Annotated in this window: 23 protein-coding genes; 9 read left to right on the forward strand and 14 right to left on the reverse strand. The window is 66.7% G+C overall.

Going from position 1 to position 18,348, the window contains the following annotated elements; genetic code table 11:
* Positions 1-5 precede the first annotated feature (5 nt).
* Complete coding sequence (locus tag AADJ02_RS00395) at positions 6-821, forward strand: NlpC/P60 family protein (RefSeq protein WP_341211395.1); 816 nt, start codon at positions 6-8, stop codon at positions 819-821.
* 3 nt (positions 822-824) lie between these two features.
* Here AADJ02_RS00395 and AADJ02_RS00400 read toward each other — a convergent pair whose 3' ends face one another.
* Entirely contained in the window at positions 825-1,166 is a 342-nt protein-coding gene (locus AADJ02_RS00400) for a DUF2794 domain-containing protein (protein ID WP_341211022.1), read from the reverse strand.
* A gap of 316 nt (positions 1,167-1,482) precedes the next feature.
* Entirely contained in the window at positions 1,483-1,770 is a 288-nt protein-coding gene (locus tag AADJ02_RS00405; RefSeq protein ID WP_341211023.1) for an I78 family peptidase inhibitor, read from the reverse strand.
* A 128-nt stretch (positions 1,771-1,898) separates the two neighbouring features.
* Between AADJ02_RS00405 and AADJ02_RS00410 the strand changes: the two genes are divergently transcribed.
* Positions 1,899-3,029: an S-(hydroxymethyl)glutathione dehydrogenase/class III alcohol dehydrogenase gene (locus tag AADJ02_RS00410; RefSeq protein WP_341211024.1), complete on the forward strand. Its 1,131-nt coding sequence runs from the start codon at positions 1,899-1,901 to the stop codon at positions 3,027-3,029.
* A gap of 80 nt (positions 3,030-3,109) precedes the next feature.
* Complete coding sequence (locus AADJ02_RS00415; RefSeq protein WP_341211025.1) at positions 3,110-3,850, forward strand: NYN domain-containing protein; 741 nt, start codon at positions 3,110-3,112, stop codon at positions 3,848-3,850.
* Here the strand turns inward: AADJ02_RS00415 and AADJ02_RS00420 are convergent.
* Positions 3,847-4,464, reverse strand: coding sequence for a TetR/AcrR family transcriptional regulator (locus tag AADJ02_RS00420; protein WP_341211026.1), 618 nt, complete (start codon positions 4,462-4,464; stop codon positions 3,847-3,849). The two genes, AADJ02_RS00415 and AADJ02_RS00420, sit on opposite strands and share 4 nt — an antisense overlap.
* 126 nt (positions 4,465-4,590) lie before the next feature.
* On the opposite strand from AADJ02_RS00420, the gene mbfA reads away from it, so the two are divergent.
* The 6 genes from mbfA to AADJ02_RS00450 all read left to right on the forward strand — a co-directional run bounded on the left by mbfA (position 4,591) and on the right by AADJ02_RS00450 (position 9,146).
* The gene (gene mbfA / locus AADJ02_RS00425) at positions 4,591-5,568 is read left to right on the forward strand and encodes an iron exporter MbfA (protein WP_341211027.1); all 978 of its coding nucleotides are present in this window, start codon (positions 4,591-4,593) and stop codon (positions 5,566-5,568) included.
* Positions 5,569-5,640: 72 nt separating this feature from the next.
* Positions 5,641-6,348, forward strand: coding sequence for a nitroreductase family protein (locus tag AADJ02_RS00430; protein ID WP_341211028.1), 708 nt, complete (start codon positions 5,641-5,643; stop codon positions 6,346-6,348).
* Positions 6,345-7,175 (forward strand): S-formylglutathione hydrolase, encoded by an 831-nt coding sequence (fghA, locus tag AADJ02_RS00435; protein WP_341211029.1) that lies wholly within the window; start codon positions 6,345-6,347, stop codon positions 7,173-7,175. The genes AADJ02_RS00430 and fghA overlap by 4 nt, the downstream gene beginning before the upstream one ends.
* Positions 7,172-7,630: a YaiI/YqxD family protein gene (locus AADJ02_RS00440; RefSeq protein ID WP_341211030.1), complete on the forward strand. Its 459-nt coding sequence runs from the start codon at positions 7,172-7,174 to the stop codon at positions 7,628-7,630. Before fghA ends, AADJ02_RS00440 begins: the two co-directional genes overlap by 4 nt.
* A complete protein-coding gene (locus tag AADJ02_RS00445; RefSeq protein ID WP_341211031.1) occupies positions 7,627-8,247 on the forward strand; it encodes an HAD family phosphatase in 621 nt (206 codons plus the stop codon). Before AADJ02_RS00440 ends, AADJ02_RS00445 begins: the two co-directional genes overlap by 4 nt.
* Entirely contained in the window at positions 8,244-9,146 is a 903-nt protein-coding gene (locus tag AADJ02_RS00450; RefSeq protein WP_341211032.1) for an ornithine cyclodeaminase, read from the forward strand. Before AADJ02_RS00445 ends, AADJ02_RS00450 begins: the two co-directional genes overlap by 4 nt.
* Before the next feature lie 112 nt (positions 9,147-9,258).
* Here AADJ02_RS00450 and AADJ02_RS00455 read toward each other — a convergent pair whose 3' ends face one another.
* The 11 genes from AADJ02_RS00455 to rpoZ all read right to left on the reverse strand — a co-directional run bounded on the left by AADJ02_RS00455 (position 9,259) and on the right by rpoZ (position 18,242).
* Positions 9,259-9,591, reverse strand: coding sequence for a DUF1491 family protein (locus AADJ02_RS00455; RefSeq protein WP_341211033.1), 333 nt, complete (start codon positions 9,589-9,591; stop codon positions 9,259-9,261).
* Entirely contained in the window at positions 9,588-10,646 is a 1,059-nt protein-coding gene (era, locus tag AADJ02_RS00460; protein WP_341211034.1) for a GTPase Era, read from the reverse strand. The genes AADJ02_RS00455 and era overlap by 4 nt, the downstream gene beginning before the upstream one ends.
* Positions 10,643-11,323 (reverse strand): ribonuclease III, encoded by a 681-nt coding sequence (rnc, locus tag AADJ02_RS00465; RefSeq protein ID WP_341211035.1) that lies wholly within the window; start codon positions 11,321-11,323, stop codon positions 10,643-10,645. The genes era and rnc overlap by 4 nt, the downstream gene beginning before the upstream one ends.
* Positions 11,320-12,171, reverse strand: a complete 852-nt coding sequence (gene lepB, locus AADJ02_RS00470) for a signal peptidase I (protein ID WP_341211036.1) — start codon at positions 12,169-12,171, stop codon at positions 11,320-11,322. Before lepB ends, rnc begins: the two co-directional genes overlap by 4 nt.
* Before the next feature lie 159 nt (positions 12,172-12,330).
* Positions 12,331-12,738: a holo-ACP synthase gene (gene acpS / locus AADJ02_RS00475; protein WP_341211037.1), complete on the reverse strand. Its 408-nt coding sequence runs from the start codon at positions 12,736-12,738 to the stop codon at positions 12,331-12,333.
* A 107-nt stretch (positions 12,739-12,845) separates the two neighbouring features.
* Entirely contained in the window at positions 12,846-13,286 is a 441-nt protein-coding gene (locus AADJ02_RS00480; RefSeq protein WP_341211038.1) for a PA2169 family four-helix-bundle protein, read from the reverse strand.
* Positions 13,287-13,448: 162 nt separating this feature from the next.
* Entirely contained in the window at positions 13,449-14,021 is a 573-nt protein-coding gene (locus AADJ02_RS00485) for a hypothetical protein (protein ID WP_341211039.1), read from the reverse strand.
* Between the two features lie 230 nt (positions 14,022-14,251).
* Positions 14,252-15,001: a pyridoxine 5'-phosphate synthase gene (locus tag AADJ02_RS00490; protein WP_341211040.1), complete on the reverse strand. Its 750-nt coding sequence runs from the start codon at positions 14,999-15,001 to the stop codon at positions 14,252-14,254.
* Positions 15,002-15,027: 26 nt separating this feature from the next.
* On the reverse strand, positions 15,028-15,684 hold the full coding sequence (locus AADJ02_RS00495; protein WP_341211041.1) for a DUF2062 domain-containing protein: 657 nt from the start codon (positions 15,682-15,684) through the stop codon (positions 15,028-15,030).
* A gap of 11 nt (positions 15,685-15,695) precedes the next feature.
* Complete coding sequence (locus tag AADJ02_RS00500; protein ID WP_341211042.1) at positions 15,696-17,852, reverse strand: bifunctional (p)ppGpp synthetase/guanosine-3',5'-bis(diphosphate) 3'-pyrophosphohydrolase; 2,157 nt, start codon at positions 17,850-17,852, stop codon at positions 15,696-15,698.
* A 36-nt stretch (positions 17,853-17,888) separates the two neighbouring features.
* Positions 17,889-18,242, reverse strand: a complete 354-nt coding sequence (rpoZ, locus tag AADJ02_RS00505; protein ID WP_341211043.1) for a DNA-directed RNA polymerase subunit omega — start codon at positions 18,240-18,242, stop codon at positions 17,889-17,891.
* Positions 18,243-18,348: the final 106 nt, after the last annotated feature.

Here is an 18,348-nt window from a genome sequence, read left to right on the forward strand (position 1 = left end):
CCGCGATGGACCGCCGCCTGACCCCCGCCAACGGGCGCGTCGCCGCATTGGAACTGGCGGGCAAGGTCGCGGCCGACCGCTTCGTGCCGGGGCAGGGCGCGCGGGTGTTGCGGCCGGTCGTCGATCTGCTCGCCGCTCCGGATGGCGCGCGCGAGCGGCAGCTTCTGGCGGGCGAGGCGGTGGAGTTGTTCGAGACGTATGAAGGCTGGGGTTTCGTGCGCGCCGCGCGTGACGGCTATTGCGGCTATATCGAGGCCGAGGCTTTGGGCGCGCCTCGGGCCGCCACCCATATCGTCGCCACCCCGGCCACGCATCTCTATGCCGAGGCCGACATCAAGTCGCCCGATCGCGCGCATCTGTCCTTCGGTAGCCGGATCACCGTGCTGCACGAGCTGAAGACCTTGTTCGAAACGCCCGAAGGTTTCATCCCCAAGAAGCACCTGCGCGAGATCGACCGACCGTTCTCGGACCCGGTGACGGTGGCGCAGATGTTCTTCGGCACGCCCTATCTATGGGGCGGCAACTCGCGCATGGGCATCGATTGTTCGGGGCTGGTGCAGGCGGCGCTGCTGGCCTGCGGCGTGCCCTGTCCGGGCGACAGCGATCTGCAACAGACGCTGGGCCGCGACGTGGGCGATGATACCCCACAGCGCGGCGATCTGTGGTTCTGGAAGGGACATGTAGCGATGCTGGTCGATCCCGAGACGATCATCCACGCCAATGGCCATGCGATGGCCGTGACCTATGAGGATGAGCGAAAGGCCGCGCTCAGGATCGAGGCGCAGGGCGGAGGACCGGTGACGCATCGCCGCAGGCTCTGAGGGCTATTCGATCACCCGGAAACGCCGCGCCTCGAAGACCTTGAGCACTTGGGCAAGGTCGTCGCCTCGCCGCAGCACCTGCCCCTCGGGGCCGATCACCGAAAACTGCCCCTGCCGCTGGCGTAGTTTGGGGCGTTTTTCGATGCGGTAGAGCGGCGTTTCGGCGGTGCGACGAAACACCGAGAAGACAGCCAGTTCGCGCAAGGAAGAGATCGCGTAATCGCGCCATTCGCCCGCGGCGACCATGCGCCCGTAGACCGACAGGATCGGCCCCAGCTCGGTCCGGTGAAAGGCGACCTGCTCGGGAAGGCGGCCCGGAAACGGCGTGGGGGGCTGAAGCGTCATGTCTTTAGAGTTACGCGCGCGGCGCGGCATTTCAAGCCTGACGGGTATCACCTCCGGGTGCGCCACGCGAATGCCGCGAAAACGTCGCCGCATTGGCCGCGCCGCACCGCATCCGTGCCGCGACTCGCTGTCACAAGAGGGTCAGCGGCAGGCAACTCGCCCCCTCGCGGTGATAAAAGCCCCCACCTGATCCACGGCGGGGCGGGGCCTGTTCGCAAATTTCTACGGCCCGGGCGCGGCTTGACCGCGTCCGGGCCGGATTGCGTTCAAGCCACGGGGGCCGACCCGGCTTCGACCCTGCTATGATCCTGCGGGATCAGCCGCAGTAGACCCGCGCGATCCGCTCCAGGGCGTCGATCTCGAAATTGATGCGATCCTCGCGGTAATCCATCGTCACCATGCTGTTTGGCCGGATCACCCGCACCTGGCCCAGAATCAGCTCGCGCTCCAGCGCGGTGGCGGGCGCGCCGACGAGGCGCTGCCGTTCGGCTGCGCCGCATCGGCCCGGATCGGCGGAGGCAGGCGCTGGTGCAGGTGCGGGGCCGGGGGGCTGCGGCAGGGGCGCGCAGGCGGCGAGCAGGAGGGGCAGGATCAGGTATCGCATAGGGCAAACCCTGACCTGTCGTGCAACCCTGCACAAGAGGCTGCGCCATTGATCTCGGGCCCGGTTTCCGCGACCCTGCGCGCCAACGCGCGCCGCCCCCCGGCGTCCCCCATCACGGAGATCATCCCATGCGCACACGTGCCGCCGTCGCCGTCCAGGCCGGAAAGCCGCTCGAAATCATGGAGGTCAACCTCGAAGGGCCGAAGGCCGGCGAGGTCCTGGTCGAGATCAAGGCCACCGGCATTTGCCACACCGATGAGTTCACCCTGTCGGGCGCGGACCCCGAGGGGATGTTTCCCGCCATTCTCGGCCACGAGGGCGCGGGAGTGGTGGTCGAGGTCGGCGCCGGCGTCACCTCGCTCAAGCCCGGTGACCACGTCATTCCGCTCTATACGCCCGAATGCCGCCAGTGCCCGTCGTGTCTCAGCCAGAAGACCAACCTGTGCACCTCGATCCGCTCGACCCAAGGTCAGGGCCTGATGCCCGATGGCACATCGCGCTTTTCGACGCTCGATGGCGATCCGATCCTGCACTACATGGGCTGCTCGACCTTCGCCAACCACACGGTGCTCCCAGAGATCGCGCTGGCCAAGGTGCGCGAGGACGCGCCCTTCGACAAGATCTGCTACATCGGCTGCGGCGTCACCACCGGGGTCGGCGCGGTGATCAACACCGCTCAGGTCGAGATCGGCTCCACCGCCGTGGTCTTCGGCCTCGGTGGCATCGGCCTCAATGTGCTTCAGGGGCTCAGGCTTGCGGGTGCCGACATGATCATCGGCGTCGACATCAACAACGACCGCAAGGAATGGGGCGAGCGCTTCGGCATGACCCATTTCGTGAACCCCACCGAGATCGACGGCGACATCGTCGCGCATATCGTCAACATGACCAAGCGGCGCGGCGACCTGATCGGCGGGGCCGACTACACCTTCGATTGCACCGGCAACGTCACGGTGATGCGGCAGGCGCTGGAATCGGCGCATCGCGGCTGGGGCGTGTCGGTGGTGATCGGCGTGGCCCCCGCCGGGGCCGAGATCTCGACCCGTCCGTTCCAGCTCGTCACCGGGCGCACCTGGAAGGGCACGGCCTTTGGCGGCGCGCGCGGTCGGACGGACGTGCCCAAGATCGTCGACTGGTACATGGAGGGCAAGATCGAGATCGATCCGATGATCACCCACAAGCTCAAGCTCGACGAGATCAACAAGGGCTTCGATCTGATGCACGCGGGCGAGAGCATCCGCTCGGTCGTGGTCTACTGATCCCTGCTCCCCCGGGGTCCGGCTTGACGCCGAGCCCCGGGGGAGCGACAGGCGGGGAGACCCGCTACAGGAGGCCCGATATGCCCGAGACCCGTCCGCTCTATGCCGTGCTGATCGACGCCGACAACATCCCGGCGCGGTTCGCCAAGCCGATTCTCAAGGAGATCACCTCCTTCGGTGAACCCGCCCTGCGTCGCGTCTATGGCGACTGGTCCGCCGAGCGGCTGCGCGGCTGGGCCGACAATGTGCGGGCTCTGGGCCTCGTCGCGCATCAGGAGACCGCGAACACCAAGGGCAAGAACGCCTCGGATATCGGTCTGGTGATCGACGCGATGGACATCCTGCACACCGGCCGCTTCGACGGCTTCGTGCTGGTGTCGTCGGACAGCGACTTCACCGCGCTCGCCAATCGCATCCGCGAGCAGGGGCTCGACGTGATCGGCATCGGCGAGGCCAAGGCCCCCGAAAGCCTGCGCAACGTCTGCAACCGCTTCGTGATGATCGAGAACATCATGGATGAGCCGGTGGCCGCCCCCAAGCCGGACCAGCCTCAGGTCGAGGGAGAGGCCCCCGCCGCCCCTTCGGGCAAGAAGCCCCCGCTCGAGGCGGTGCCGCTTATCCTGCGCGCGATGGACAAGATCGAGCAGGACGACGACGAGTGGTATCCGCTGGGGCCACTTGGCCAGTACATCACCGCCGACAACCCCGATTTCGACGTGCGCAGCTATGGCAAGCGCAAGCTGTCGGACCTCGTGCAGGATCTCAAGCGCTTCGAGACCCGCAAGCAGGGCAATCAGCTTCAGGTGCGGCGCAAGGACTAGGTGCCATAGCGGGCAAGGAAGGTCTCGACAGCACCGCGCGCCACGCGGGCGCATTCCTCGGGTGTGAAGCTGTCGGTGACGTTGAGGATCGCCCGGTAGAACAGATCGGCGCGGCACAGCTCGTGGAACTGGTCCGCCGCAAGCGGCAGGTCGTCGATGACAAGCTCGCCGCGAGCCACGGCCTGCTCGAAATAATTGACGAGGTAGTCGCGCGCCATCTGTGGGCCAGTGCTGTAGAAGGCACGGCCAATGTCGGGAAACCGCGCGCTCTCGGCTATGAAGACCCGAAAGATCCGCAGCCCGAAATCCGAGGTGTAAAAGGCGATCATCCGCTCCGCCGTTTCGCGCAGCACTTCGGCCACCGGGCGCGCGGTGTTGATCTCCGAGAGGGCCGCCCCGGCCTGCGCCGTGCATTCGGTGCGCGTCACTTCGAGAAACAGCAGCCGCTTGTCGGGAAAGTAGCTGTAGAGCGTCGCCTTGGACACGCCTGCCGCACGGGCGATGTCGTCGACGCTCGCGCCTTCGAATCCCTCGCCCATGAAGACCTCGCGTGCGCCCTGAAGCACCTGCTCGTATTTGCGACCCTTGCGGATCTGGGTGATCTGGGCGGTCATCTGATCTCCTGCGGATTCCATGGAGTCTAGCGCGCTGTGCGTGGTACCGCCAGCGAAGCGACAGGACAGGGTTGCGGCAGGGCACAAAGCCCGTAGATTGGAATCGTTCTAAAAAGGGGTGGCGCCATGATTCCCGGATTCTCCTCCCGTCGCAGGTTCAACGATCTCAGCGAGCAGGAGATCCTTGCCCTGGCCATCTCCTCCGAGGAGGACGACGCGCAGATCTACCGGCTCTATGCCGAACGCCTGCGCGCCGGTTTCCCGGCCTCCGCGGCGGTGTTCGATGGCATGGCGCGCGAGGAGGACGAGCATCGCCGCCAGTTGATCGCGTTGCACCGCGACCGCTTTGGCGAGGTGATCCCGCTGTTGCGCCGCGAGCACGTGGCCGGGTTTCACACGCGACGTCCCGTCTGGCTGGTCGAAAATCTGGGGCTCGAAACGATCCGCGCGCAGGCCTCCGAGATGGAGCGCGAGGCGGGGGCCTTCTATGCCCGTGCCGCCGCCCATGCGAGCGATGCCGCGACGCGCAGGCTTCTGGGCGATCTCGCCGCCGCCGAAGCCAGCCATCAGGGCACGGCGCAGGCGCTCGAGGACGAGCATCTTCACGACGAGGCCCGCGAGGGCGAGGACCATGCGGCGCGGCGGCAGTTCCTGCTGACCTATGTGCAGCCGGGGCTGGCCGGGCTGATGGATGGCTCGGTTTCGACGCTGGCGCCGATCTTCGCCACCGCCTTTGCGACGCAGGACACGCATACGACCTTTCTCGTGGGTCTGGCGGCCAGCGTCGGCGCGGGCATCTCCATGGGCTTCACCGAGGCCGCCTCTGACGACGGGCAGCTCTCGGGGCGCGGCTCGCCGGTCAAGCGCGGCATTGCCACGGGGGTGATGACCACCGTGGGCGGCCTCGGCCATGCGTTGCCCTATCTGATCCCGCATTTCTGGGCGGCGACGATCACCGCCATCATCGTCGTTTTCGTCGAGCTTTGGGCCATCGCCTGGATCCAGAGCCGCTATATGGAAACGCCCTTTCTACGCGCGACCTTTCAGGTGGTGCTGGGGGGCGCATTGGTCTTCGCGGCGGGGGTGCTGATCGGCGGCGGCTGATGCGGCGGTCGTGGCGGGTTGCACCTCGCGGCGGCAGCGGAGAGACTGCCTATTCGCAGAGGGGAGGGCAGGATGAGGATCAAGTCGACGGGCTACACCCCTTCACCCCTGCCGCTTCGCCCGCAGATGGACGATGCCGAGATGGAAGCCGCCGCGCGGGCGCATCACGACGCGATGCTGACACGCCACACGGTGCGCGAGTTTTCCGACCGGCCCGTGCCGCGCGCGGTGATCGAGACCGCGATCGCCACCGCCGGGCGGGCGCCATCGGGCGCCAACCAGCAGCCTTGGCACTTTGTGGCGATCTCGGACCCTGCCATGAAGACGCGCATTCGTGCCGCCGCCGAGGAGGAGGAAGTCGCCTTCTACGGGGGTGGCGCGCCGGATGAATGGATCGCGGCGCTCGAGCCGATCGGCACCGGCGCCTCCAAGCCGCATCTGGAGGTCGCGCCGTGGCTGATCGTGGTGTTCGCGCAGCGCTGGGGCACGCGGGAGGACGGCTCGCGGTACAAGCATTACTACGTGCCCGAAAGCGTCGGTCTCGCCACCGGCTTTCTGATCGGGGCACTGCACCTGTCGGGGCTGTCGGTGCTCACCCATACGCCGAACCCGATGAAGTTCCTTACCGAACTGTGCGATCGCCCGGTGGCGGAAAAGCCGCTGATGATCCTTGCCGTGGGACACCCCGCCCCGGAGGCGACCGTTCCGGCCGCGGCCAAAATCAAGAAACCGCTCGGAGAGATCCTTACCGTGATCTCGGCGGATACGGAGACGACATGAAGACAATAAGCGAAAACACCTGTTTCGGCGGCGTGCAGGGGGTCTATTCGCATGCCAGCGAGGCCACCGGCACCGAGATGACCTTCGGGCTGTTCCTGCCCGTCGAGGCGCAGGAGGGGCCGGTGCCGGTGCTGTGGTTCCTGTCGGGCCTGACCTGCACCCATGAGAACGCGATGACCAAGTCGGGCGCGCAGCGCTGGGCCGCCGAGCAGGGCATCGCGTTGGTGTTTCCCGACACCTCGCCGCGGGGCGAGGGCGTGGCCGACGACGCGGATTTCGACATGGGGCAAGGGGCGGGGTTCTACCTCAATGCCACGCAGGACCCTTGGGCCAAACACTACCAGATGTGGGATTACGTGTCAGAGGAACTGCCCGCGCTGCTCGAAGGGCAATTCGCCATCGACGAGGCGCGGCAGGCGATCACCGGTCATTCGATGGGCGGGCACGGCGCGCTGACCATGGCGATGCGGTTGCCGGGGCGATACCGAAGCGTCTCGGCCTTCGCGCCGATCTGTCACCCGACTCAGAGCGAATGGGGCCGCCGCCAGTTCACCGCCTATCTCGGCGAGGACGAGGCGGCTTGGGCGCGCCACGACGCGACGCTCTTGATGACCAAGACCGGCTTTGACGGGCCGCTCCTCATCGACACCGGCACCGCCGACCAGTTCGGTGACAAGCTCGGGACCGAACATTTTGCCCGCGCCATGGCCGAGCGGCGCCAGCCCGGCACGCTGCGGCTCCAGCGCGGCTATGATCACAGCTACTACTTCGTGTCCTCCTTCATCGAGGATCACGTGGACTTCCATGCGGCGGCGCTCTGGGCATGATCTACGTCGATGCCGATGCCTGCCCGGTGAAGTCCGAATGCGAGACGGTGGGCACGCGCCACAAGGTCAAGGTGGCCATCGTCTCGAACGGCGGGCTGCGCCCCTCGCAGAACCCCTTCGTGGAGACCGTCATCGTCCCCGAGGGGCCGGACGTGGCCGACATGTGGATTGCCGACCGGGCGATCAAGGGCGACGTGGTGATCACCAACGACATCCCGCTCGCTGCGAAATGCGTGGAAGCCGGGGCGCAGGTGCTCAAGCACAATGGTGAGTTCCTGACGCAGGCCAACATCGGCAACGTGCTGGCGACGCGCGATCTCATGGCCGACCTGCGTGCCGCCGACCCGTTCCGACAGGGCGGCGGCAAGGGATATACCAAGGCGGACCGCTCGCGTTTTCTCGATGCGCTGGAACGGGCGTTGCGAAAGGCCAAGACCGAAGGGCCGGGGTCATGAGCGTCAAAGCGGTCGTCTTCGACATCGGCAACGTGCTGATCGAGTGGAACCCCGAAAGGTTCTTCGATGCGCAAATCGGGGCGGCGCGTCGGGCCGAGATGTTCGCCGCCGTCGATCTGCATGCGATGAACGAGCGCGTCGATCTGGGCGAGCCGTTTCGACCGCAGGTCATGGCGCTGGCCGAGGCGCATCCCGACTGGGCGTCCGAGATCGCGCTCTGGCACGACCGCTGGATCGAGATGGCCAGCCCCGCGATCCCGCGCTCGGTGCGGCTGCTGCGGGCGCTCAGGGCGCGCGGCGTGCCGGTCTTCGCGCTGTCGAACTTCGGGGTCGAGACCTTTGCGATCGCCGAGGCGCATTACCCGTTCTTTGCCGAGTTCGACGCGCGCTTTGTCTCGGGGCACCTGCGCATGGCCAAGCCCGAGGCGCCGATCTACGCGGCGCTTGAGCGGGGGACAGGTATGGCGCCTGAAAACCTGCTCTTCACCGACGACCGCGCAGACAACATTGCCGCGGCGCAGGCACGCGGCTGGCAGGTGCATCACTTCACCGGGTCCGACGGGCTGGCCGAGAGGCTGGTGGTCGAAGGGCTGCTCACGGAGGCGGAGGCCGCATGACCGAAATCGTCCCCTTCGAGGCCGAGGCCAAGCTCGACTGGATCGCCATGGCCCGTGCGATCGAGGCAGGGCACAAGTTGCCGCCCGCGCAGGTCACCGACAGTTTTCTTTACCGGGGCGAGGACACGCTGCTCAATCGCTCCGCCTGGATCGAGGGGCTGGGCATCGCCGTGAAGGTGGCCTCGATCTTTCCGGGCAACCGCGACAAGCCGAGCGTCAACGGCGCGATGAACCTGCTGTCGGACACAGACGGGACGTTGGAGGCGGTGGTCGATTTTCACCTCGTAACCAAGTGGAAGACCGCCGCCGACAGTCTCTTGGGCGCGATGAAGCTCGCACAGCCCGACAGCCGCGAGATCCTGATCGTCGGCGCGGGCAATGTGGCGGCCTCGCTGCGCGAGGCTTACGGCGCGGCGTTTCCCGAGGCGCGCTTCACGGTCTGGAATCGTTCGGTCGAAGGGGCCGAACGGTTGCAGGCCCGGCATCCGGATGTGGAGATCGCCAGGGATCTGGAAGCGGCGGTGCGCCGGGCCGACATCATTACCTGTGCCACCATGGCCAAGGCCCCGGTGATCCGAGGCGAATGGCTCAGGCCCGGCCAGCACGTCGACCTGATCGGGGCCTTCACGCCCCAGATGCGCGAGGCCGACGACCTTGCGCTGCAACGGGCGCGGATCTTCGTGGATGCACGGGCCACCACGCTCGACCACATCGGCGAATTGAAGATCCCGCTGCAAGCAGGCGCAATCACGCGCGAGGATGTGGTCGCAGAATTTTCGGAGCCGGAACCATTCAGGCGCGAGAGCAGGGAGGAGATCACGCTGTTCAAGAATGGCGGCGGCGCGCATCTCGACCTGATGGTGGCCCGGCACATCCTCGACCGCTGGCGGTCGGCCTAGAACTACCGCTGGCGGTCGGCCTAGAACTGCCGCTGGTAGTCGGTCTGGAACTGCCGCTGGCGGTCGGCCTGACGCTGCCTTTGGAGGGGGCCAAGCCGCTCCGCAGATGCGATCAGTCGACCAACCCTGGCTCGTCCAGAAGCGTCCGCCCGGCGCGGTCCTCGACCTCGATCACCCACAGGTCGGGATCGAAGCGCTTCTGCTTTTCGATGCTCGCGTCGACCTCCGGCTCCGGTCCCTCGGCCAGAACGATCCAGACCCGCGCGCCCGTCATCAGATCGAGGCTGCGCTGGAACAGCCGCGCCTGCCCGTCGAGCGTGTTGAGCTTGACCAGCACCGCCCCCGCCGTCTCGTCACCCTTGGCGGTGACGAAGGCGGGGATGTCCGAAAGCCTGAGCCGCGTCAGATAGGCCGAGACCCAGATGCCAGCGGCAAGACGGCTCAAGAATTGCCGTCCTTGAAATCGAGACCCATCTCGGAATAGCGCTCTTTCTCTTCGAGCCAGTTGGGCCGCACCTTCACCTGCAGGAACAGGTGCACCTTGCGCCCGAGGAACTCCGACAGCTCCTCGCGGGCGGCCTTGGAGACGGACTTCACCGTTTCGCCGGCCTTGCCCAGAACGATGCCCTTGTGGCCGTCTCGGGCCACATAGATGATCTGGTCGACGCGGGCCGAGCCGTCGTCGCGCTCCTGCCAGCTCTCGGTTTCGACGGTGAGCTCGTAGGGCAGCTCCTGATGAAGCCGGAGCGTCAGCTTCTCGCGCGTCATCTCGGCGGCGATCATCCGCAGCGGCAGATCGGCGAGCTGATCCTCGGGGTAAAGCCAAGGGCTCTGCGGCATCTGTTCGGCGAGCCATTCCTTGAGGTCGGCGCAGCCATGGCCACGCTCGGCCGAGATCATGAAGGTCTTCACGAAGGGATGCGCGGTGTTGAGGTCTTGGGTCAGCTGCAACAGCGCCTCGGACTTCACCTTGTCGATCTTGTTGATGGCGAGCGCGACCGGCGTGCGACCGACGCGGTCGGTCAGCGAACCCAGAATCGACTTCACGCCCTCGGTGATGCCGCGATGCGCCTCGATCAGGAGCACCACAACATCGGCGTCGGCCACCCCGCCCCAAGCGGCGGCAACCATGGCACGGTCGAGCCTGCGGCGCGGCCGGAACAGGCCCGGGGTGTCGACGAAGACGATCTGGGTGCGGTCCTCCATCGCGACGCCGCGGATGCGGGCGCGGGTGGTCTGCACCTTGTGGGTGACGATCGAGACCTTAGCTCCGACCATGCGGTTCAAGAGCGTCGACTTGCCCGCGTTCGGCTCACCGATCAGCGCGACATAGCCCGCGTGGGTCGGCCCCTGCGCGCCGTCCTGATCGCCGCCGATGGGCGCGCCGGGCAGGCCGTCCTCGTGCAGCGCTTCGGCGTCACCCTGTTGCGTTTCCGGGGTCTCGCCCTGAGCGGCACCCGGGGTGTCGTCGCCTTTCGGCGTCTCGTCGTGCTCGCTCATTCGCTCACCTGTTTCAGTAGCGCGGCCGCAGCCGCCTGTTCCGCCTGCCGCTTGGATCCGGCCGTGGCGCTGTGCGACGCGCCCGAGGCCAGCGTCACTTCGATCGTGAAGACCGGCGCGTGGTCGGGGCCCTCGCGGCCGGTTTCGGCATAGACGGGCGGCGGCTCGCCTCGCGCCTGCGCCCATTCCTGAAGCGCGGTCTTGGGGTCGCGCGCGTCGTCCTCGACGCGGTTGATCCGCTCGCCCCAGAGGCCCCGCACCACGGCCCGCGCCGCCTCGAAGCCCGCGTCGAGATAGACGGCGGCGATCACTGCCTCCATCGCGTCGGCGAGCAGCGCCTCCTTGCGGCGCCCGCCCGATTTCATCTCGGACCGGCCCAGCCGCAGCACGGCGCCGATCTCGATCTCGCGGGCCACCTCGGCGCAGGTCTCGCGGCGCACCAGCGCATTGAAGCGCGGCGCGATCTGGCCCTCGGTGGCGCCGCGGTCCGCGTCGAGCAGCGCCTCGGCCATCACGAGGCCAAGCACCCGGTCGCCGAGGAATTCGAGCCGCTGGTTGTCATCGCGCATCGGCCCGGAGATCGAGCCATGGGTGACGGCGCGCGACAATAGCTCGGGCCGCGAGAACTCGTGACCCAACCGTGCCGCGAAGGCGCGCAGTTCGGCCGAAAGCTTCACTCGACCGCCTTGAAGAAGCGGTCCGACCGCCATGTCCAGAAGGCCAGCATCGAGCGGCCCGCCGAGGAGAACATGATCCGGTCGGCCCGGCCCACGAGATCCTCGAAGGGCACGAAGCCCACGCCGCGCGCGTTCTGCGGCACCCGGCTGTCGGTCGAATTGTCGCGGTTGTCGCCCATGAAGAACAGATGCCCCTCGGGAACGGTGTAGACACCGGTATTGTCGGACGACTGGTTGCCGATGTCGAGGATGTCGTGGCTCACCCCATTGGGCAGCGTCTCGGTGTAGCGGGTCTTTTCGCAAATCGCCCCCATGCCGACCGCCCCGTTGCGGCAGCGCGGCAGGAGGCCCTGCGGCCCCTGACGCTCCATCACTTCGGTGAAGGTGCCCGCGGGCTCCTGTCCGACCGCTTCGTCATTGATGAAGAGCCGCCCCTCGCGCACCTGCAGCCGGTCGCCCGGCAGGCCGATGGCCCGCTTGATGAAATCCTCGCCGGTCACGGGATGGCGGAACACCACAACGTCGCCGCGCGTGGGATACTCGCCCCAGAGCCGGTCGTTGTCGCCCTTGGCCCAGCCGCAAACGTCCTCGGCCGAGATGTCGACACCCAAAGAGGCCAGCCGCACCGAGGGGCAGGAGGCGTAGGAGTAGCCGTAAGCCATCTTGTTGACGAAGAGGAAGTCGCCGATCAGCAGCGTGTCCTTCATCGAGCCCGAGGGAATCCAGAAGGGCTGGAAGAACAGCGTGCGAAAGATGCCCGCGATCAGCAGCGCCCAGAACACCGTCTTGACGGTTTCCCAGACGCTGTGGACGAAGCCCTGCTTCTCTGTTTCGGATCTGCTGGCCATGCGGAGGGTCCCTTGGGGTTTCGGGGCTACATGCGGGGGGCGGGGGAATTAGTCAAGGAATCCGCCAAGCGCGCGGTCTATCCCGCTCGAAAGCGCAGCGCCAGCCCCTGTGCCGCCAGCGCTTTGCCAACGCCGAAGGCCGCTTCGTGACCGCCCGGCTCAGTGCCCGGCGAGTGGCCGTGCCTCGATCACCACGAAGGCCTGCGCCCAAGGGTGGTCGTCGGTCAGCGTGACGTGGATGATCGCTTCATGGCCCACGGGGGTCATCGCGTCGAGCCGTTCCCGGGCCCAGCCTGTCACCTCCATCACCGGCTGGCCGGTGCGAAGGTTCGACACCGCCATGTCCTTCCAAGCAATGCCCATGCGCAGACCGGTGCCGAGCGCCTTGGAACAGGCTTCCTTGGCGGCCCAGCGCTTGGCATAGGTGCCCGCCACGTCGCGGCGTCGTTCGGCCTTGGCCTGCTCTACATCAGTGAAGACGCGGTTGCGGAACCTGTCGCCGTGGCGCTCCAGCACGCCGGCGATACGGTCGATGTTTGCGAGGTCGGTGCCGATGCCCAGGATCATGCCGATACCGGTAGCCTTTGCGTTGGGATGGCGCAACCTGCCGGACTGCCATGAAAAAGCGCCGCCCCCGAAGGGACGGCGCGATTGGAACCGAAAAGGTCGAAGGATCAGGCGGCGTGACGGCTCTTCTCGGACCGTGCCTCGGTGATTGCCTTGTGCACGTCGGCGCGCTGGCTCGACAGGAAGCTCCACTCGGGCTTGCCAGCCGTGGCGGCGATGGCCTCGTCGTAAAGCTTCAGGAGCTGCTCTTCGCCGGTGATGATCTCGTCATAGACCGCCTCGTCGTTGCCGGTCAGCGCATCCTTTAGCGACAGCCAGCCCCGGTGGGCGGCGGCGGCGGCGGAGCCGCTTTCGCTCACGTCGACGCCTTCGGCTCCAAGCTGGCGGTGAATCACCGAATGGAACTGCTCGCGCTCGGCGATGCGGCGGTCAAAGAAGCCGACAAAGCCGCGTTCATCCTGCACTTCGTCCCGCGACCGCTTGTAGCCGTCACGGCTGTCGATGACGCGGGTGTGGAGCTTTTTAAGCGTGTCGATATGGTCGGTCATATGTCTCTCCGAAATGGTGGGTGCCCCCTCGGGGGCCGCTTGCAGATACAACGCACGAGGCCACGGATCGGTCCGTGATTCGGGCGATATTCTGACCTGATCCCCAATGAAAAAAGGCGCCCGGGAGACCGGACGCCTTACGAAGCAAAGCTTCGGGGCGGATCAGTTGGTGACGGTATCGGTCACGGTGTCCGTCGCCGTGTCGGCCGCATCGGTGGCGGTGTCGACCGTGTCGGTTGCGTCAGCCGGGGCATCCGTGGTCTCGGTGATACCCGAGGTGTCGATGCCATTCTCGGCAGCCTGCTCCTGGGTGATGTCGCAAGCACTCTCGTCGCTGCCCTTGAACTGCTTGGCGAGCACGTTGGCGTCGACATCACAGACGTTGGCGGCGACGCCGATCGGGGCCTGCACCGTGTTGCCGTCGAGCGAGAGGTTCACGAGCCCCTCCTGCTTGCCGTTGTTGCCTTGGGCATTGTTGGTGCCGTTCGACTTGATGCCGTTCTGGGCCGCGGTCTTCTGGTCGATCTCGCAAGCGGTCTCGTCGGTGCCGGCAAACTGGCTCGACAGCACGTTCACGTCGAGGTCGCAGACGTTGGCTGCGACATCGACGGGCACCTGCACGGTGTTGTCGTCGACCGAAACATTGACGAGGCCTTCTTGGCCCTGGGCGAATGCGCCCGAAGCGGCCACGGTGAGAGCGGCAGCGGCGACGAGGCTCTTGGACTTCATGAACATGTGCGTTCCTTTCCTCCAGTGTCATGACCGCCGGGGCAGGGGGGAGTGGTGCCCGGCGGTCTCGGAGGGCAGAACGGCGGAGACGGGATCGTGTTCCTGTGCCGTATCGAGGTCGTCGCAATGGCCTGAGATGTTGAGCAAGAAGGCGCTGCCGCATCGGCAAACTCTCGCGAAATCAGGTGTTTCTGCCCCGCGCGGGCAAATCGTGATCGCCCCTTGCGGGAACCGGATCAGCGCATCACCCGTCGTGCAGCCTCCATTCGGCGGCGCATCTCGGCAATGGCAGGAGACAGGCCGCGAAAGATCGCCTCGCCAATCAGGAAGTGCCCGATGTTGAGTTCGCGGATCTCCGGCAGCCCGGCGATCGGGCCGACCGTGTCGTAGGTGAGCCCGTGCCCGGCGTGCACCTCGAGCCCGAGCGCATGGGCGTGGGTCGCCATTTCGGTGATCCGGGCAAGTTCGGCGTCGCGCGCCGTGATGTCGCCAGCGGCATGGGCGTCGCAATAGGCCCCGGTGTGCAGTTCCACCACCTGCGCGCCGATGCGGGCGGCGGCGTCGATCTGGGGGCGGTCGGCGGCGATGAAGATCGACACCCGGCAGCCCGCTTCGCGCAAGGGCGCTATGAACCGCGCCAATCGGTTATCGTCGCGTGCCACCTCGAGCCCGCCTTCGGTGGTGCGCTCCTCGCGCTTTTCGGGGACGATGCAGACGGCGTGCGGCTTGTGGCGCAGCGCGATGGCCTGCATTTCCTCGGTTGCCGCCATCTCGAAGTTGAGCGGCAGCGTGAGTGCTGCCATCAGCGCTTCGATATCGGCGTCCGAGATGTGGCGGCGGTCTTCGCGCAGATGCGCGGTGATGCCATCGGCGCCTGCCTCTTCGGCCAGCTTGGCGGCCCGGACGGGCGATGGGGTGTCGCCGCCACGGGCGTTGCGCACTGTGGCCACGTGGTCGATGTTCACGCCGAGTCTGAGGTCCGTCATGGGCAGGTCTCCTTTGGAGGCGAAGACTAGCCCGGTCCCGTGCCGTCGTCAGCCGGTGGAGGGGTGTTTTTTCCCAAGGCCTGCAATTTGGTGCGCAGCTTCTTGCGGCGGCGGTTCTGGTAGGCGGTGACCACTGGCACGAAGAGCCAGTAGCAGGCCAGCGCCGAGATCAGCCCCGGCAACAGACCACCCACGAGATAGGGCAGGAACACCTCGTGATAGAACAGCCCCAACCCACGCCAATCGGCGCGGTCGGGGCCGAACAGCGCACCGAAGTTGTGCCACAGGTCGCGCCCGGCGGCCGCGAACTTGCCCATGAGCGAGGTTTCGATCTCGCGCCCCGGTGGCCGCCCGAGGATGAAGTGCCCGGTCTGCAGTGCCACCACGCCGATCGGCACATAGGTGAGCGGATTGCCGAAGAAGGTGCCCAGAAGGGCCGCGAGCAGATTGCCGCGCCCGATCTTGGCAAAGATCAAGGCGATGATGAAATGCAGCCCGTAGAATGGCGTCCAGCTTGCCAGCACACCGGCAAAGATGCCGCGCCCGATCTTTTCGGGCGTGTCCGGCAGGCGCTGGAGCCGGTGCTTGACGTAGCCGAACGCCCGACGCCAGCCGCCGCGTGGATAGAGCGTCTCGGCCACCGCGCGGCCTACCGATCGCCTGTCGCGCCGCTTGAAGACCACCGCGCCCCCGATCAGGCCCCGGCCGTCACCGTCGGCGTCGCGGGGGCGACGGCGCGGCTCGGGTCGCGGTGGCGTTCGATCGAGGAGACGTGGCTCTCGGCCTCGAGCGCGGTCATCACCCGGTGCAGATGCTCGGCATCGCGCAGGTCCACGTCGACGAGGATGCGGTAGAAGTCGGGCTTGCGATCGAGAAAGGTCATGTCGGAGATGTTGGCCGACTGCTCGCCGATCAATGTGCAAAGCCGCCCCAGCACGCCTGCGTCGTTGGTCACGGTGAGATCGAGGCTCACGGTGTTGACGGCGGCATGGGTGCCCTCCTGCCAGCGCAGATCGACCCAGCGTTCGGGCTGTTCCTCGTAATGGGCCAGCGCCGGGCAATCGATCGTGTGGATCACCACACCCTGACCCCGAAAGGCGATGCCGACGATCCGCTCGCCGGGGACCGGCTGGCAGCAGGGCGCGCGGCGAAAGCTCTGCCCCGCGGCAAGGCCGGCCACGGCGCGTTCCTTGGAGATCTCATGCGCGTCGCCGCGCGCGGCCAGTTCGGGGTAGAGCGCCTGCACCACTTCGCGGGTGGTGAGATCGGCCGATCCGAGGCGCGCAAGTAGCTCGGTCGCACTCTCCAATCCCAGCGTCTTGGCAGCCGTGCGCAGCGCCTTGTCGGTGGAGCGGCGGCCGACGTTCTCGAAGGCCACGCGCACCAGCTCGGAGCCGAGCTTCACGAAGCGCTCGCGGTCTTCTTCGCGCAAGGAACGGCGGATCGTGGCCTTGGCGCGGCCCGTGACGGCGATCTCGATCCAGCTGGCCTGCGGGCGCTGCCCGTCGGCGGTGATGATCTCGACCGACTGGCCGTTCTTGAGCCGGGTCCAGAGCGGCACCCGCAGCCCGTCGACCTTGGCGCCGACGCAGGCCGAGCCGATCCGGGTGTGGATCGCGAAGGCGAAGTCGATTGGCGTAGCGCCACGCGGCAGCTTGATCACTTCGCCCTTGGGCGTGAAGCAGAACACTTGGTCCTGGTACATCTCGAGCTTCACGGCCTCGAGGAAATCCTCGTCGTCATGCCCCGTTTCAAGCCGCTCGGTCAGCTGCGCGATCCAGCGCGCCGGATCGACGGCAAAGCGGTTCTCGACCCGCAGGCCGTCGCGGTAGGACCAGTGCGCCGCGACCCCGGTCTCGGCGACCTCGTGCATCTCGCGGGTGCGGATCTGCACCTCGACGCGCTTGCCGTCGCGCCCCGAGACAGTGGTGTGAATGCTTCGATACCCGTTGGACTTGGGCTGGCTGATGTAATCCTTGAACCGGCCCGGTACGGCGCGCCAGCGCTGATGGATCACACCGAGCACGCGGTAGGCGTCGGCCTCGTTGTCGGTGACGACGCGAAACCCGTAGATGTCCGACAGCCGCGAGAAGCCCTGATCCTTCTCCTGCATCTTGCGCCAGATCGAGTAGGGCTTCTTGGCGCGACCGAACAGCTCGGCGGTGATTCCGGCACGATCAAGTTCGAGCCGCATATCGGAGGTGATCCTCTCGACGACGTCGCCCGCCTCCTTCTGGAGCATGATGAAGCGGCGGATGATCGAGTTGCGGGCCTCGGGGTTGAGCACCTGAAACGACAGGTCCTCGAGCTCCTCGCGCATCCACTGCATACCCATGCGGCCCGCGAGCGGCGCATAGATCTCCATCGTCTCGCGCGCCTTCTGGGCCTGCTTTTCGGGCCGCATCGAGCGGATCGTGCGCATGTTGTGGAGCCGGTCGGCCAGCTTCACCAACGTCACCCGCAAATCGCGCGAGGTCGCCATGAACAGCTTGCGAAAGTTCTCGGCCTGCTTGGTGCGGGTCGAAGAGAGCTGCAGGTTGGTGAGCTTGGTCACCCCGTCGACCAGTTCGGCGATCTCGCGACCAAAGCGCTTGGAGACCACCGCGAAGGAGGCGCGGGTGTCCTCGATCGTGTCATGCAGAAGGGCGGTGACGATCGTCGCGTCATCCATCTGCTGCTTGGCGAGGATGACCGCCACGGCAACGGGATGCATGAAGTAGGGCTCGCCCGACTTGCGGAACTGCCCCTCGTGCATCTCTTCGCCGAAAGCATAGGCGTCGCGGATCAGCGCGTCGCGGGTGGCCGGGTTGTAGCTGCGGACCAGAGCGATCAGCTCGTCTGCGGATGTCATCTGGGTCGTCCTACCCCCGGCCTTGGCGGGCTGCGATCAGCCCTCTTTCTGGACCTGCATCAGTTCGCGCAGCAGGCGCTCTTCGCTCATGTCGTCCTGCGCCGGCTTGTCGGCTTCCTGGCTCATCAACAGCGACATCGAATCGGCCTCGGGCTCGTCGACCTCGATCTGGGTCTGGTGCGCCTCGATCATCCGCTCGCGCAGATCATCGGCCTGTTGGGTCTCGTCGGCGATCTCGCGCAGCGCGACGACGGGGTTCTTGTCGTTGTCGCGGCTAACCGTCAGCGGCGCGCCTGCGGTGATCTCGCGGGCGCGATGCGCAGCGAGCATCACCAGCTCGAACCGGTTCGGAACCTTGTCAACGCAATCTTCGACTGTCACGCGGGCCATCGGACGACTCCCATCTCGGGTTGGGCAAAGGGCGGCCGCACGCGGAATCGCGCGGCACGGCTTCGAAAGCGCACGCATACAGCGCCCGCAGTTGGAACACAAGGCG

Source organism: uncultured Limimaricola sp. (genome assembly GCF_964022235.1).
Taxonomy (GTDB): Bacteria; Pseudomonadota; Alphaproteobacteria; order Rhodobacterales; family Rhodobacteraceae; genus Limimaricola.

Excerpts from the sequence above, each read along its gene's own strand:
- AADJ02_RS00500 (WP_341211042.1), bottom strand. The coding sequence starts at position 17,852 with ATGACATCCGCAGACGAGCTGATCGCTCTGGTCCGCAGCTACAACCCG.
- AADJ02_RS00480 (WP_341211038.1), bottom strand. The coding sequence starts at position 13,286 with ATGACCGACCATATCGACACGCTTAAAAAGCTCCACACCCGCGTCATC.
- AADJ02_RS00400 (WP_341211022.1), bottom strand. The coding sequence starts at position 1,166 with ATGACGCTTCAGCCCCCCACGCCGTTTCCGGGCCGCCTTCCCGAGCAG.
- AADJ02_RS00430 (WP_341211028.1), top strand. The coding sequence starts at position 5,641 with ATGAGGATCAAGTCGACGGGCTACACCCCTTCACCCCTGCCGCTTCGC.
- AADJ02_RS00405 (WP_341211023.1), bottom strand. The coding sequence starts at position 1,770 with ATGCGATACCTGATCCTGCCCCTCCTGCTCGCCGCCTGCGCGCCCCTG.
- acpS (WP_341211037.1), bottom strand. The coding sequence starts at position 12,738 with ATGATCCTGGGCATCGGCACCGACCTCGCAAACATCGACCGTATCGCC.
- AADJ02_RS00410 (WP_341211024.1), top strand. The coding sequence starts at position 1,899 with ATGCGCACACGTGCCGCCGTCGCCGTCCAGGCCGGAAAGCCGCTCGAA.
- AADJ02_RS00415 (WP_341211025.1), top strand. The coding sequence starts at position 3,110 with ATGCCCGAGACCCGTCCGCTCTATGCCGTGCTGATCGACGCCGACAAC.
- lepB (WP_341211036.1), bottom strand. The coding sequence starts at position 12,171 with ATGGCCAGCAGATCCGAAACAGAGAAGCAGGGCTTCGTCCACAGCGTC.
- AADJ02_RS00395 (WP_341211395.1), top strand. The coding sequence starts at position 6 with ATGGACCGCCGCCTGACCCCCGCCAACGGGCGCGTCGCCGCATTGGAA.
- AADJ02_RS00440 (WP_341211030.1), top strand. The coding sequence starts at position 7,172 with ATGATCTACGTCGATGCCGATGCCTGCCCGGTGAAGTCCGAATGCGAG.
- AADJ02_RS00490 (WP_341211040.1), bottom strand. The coding sequence starts at position 15,001 with ATGACGGACCTCAGACTCGGCGTGAACATCGACCACGTGGCCACAGTG.
- AADJ02_RS00485 (WP_341211039.1), bottom strand. The coding sequence starts at position 14,021 with ATGTTCATGAAGTCCAAGAGCCTCGTCGCCGCTGCCGCTCTCACCGTG.
- AADJ02_RS00445 (WP_341211031.1), top strand. The coding sequence starts at position 7,627 with ATGAGCGTCAAAGCGGTCGTCTTCGACATCGGCAACGTGCTGATCGAG.
- AADJ02_RS00450 (WP_341211032.1), top strand. The coding sequence starts at position 8,244 with ATGACCGAAATCGTCCCCTTCGAGGCCGAGGCCAAGCTCGACTGGATC.
- rpoZ (WP_341211043.1), bottom strand. The coding sequence starts at position 18,242 with ATGGCCCGCGTGACAGTCGAAGATTGCGTTGACAAGGTTCCGAACCGG.
- AADJ02_RS00420 (WP_341211026.1), bottom strand. The coding sequence starts at position 4,464 with ATGACCGCCCAGATCACCCAGATCCGCAAGGGTCGCAAATACGAGCAG.
- mbfA (WP_341211027.1), top strand. The coding sequence starts at position 4,591 with ATGATTCCCGGATTCTCCTCCCGTCGCAGGTTCAACGATCTCAGCGAG.
- fghA (WP_341211029.1), top strand. The coding sequence starts at position 6,345 with ATGAAGACAATAAGCGAAAACACCTGTTTCGGCGGCGTGCAGGGGGTC.
- era (WP_341211034.1), bottom strand. The coding sequence starts at position 10,646 with ATGAGCGAGCACGACGAGACGCCGAAAGGCGACGACACCCCGGGTGCC.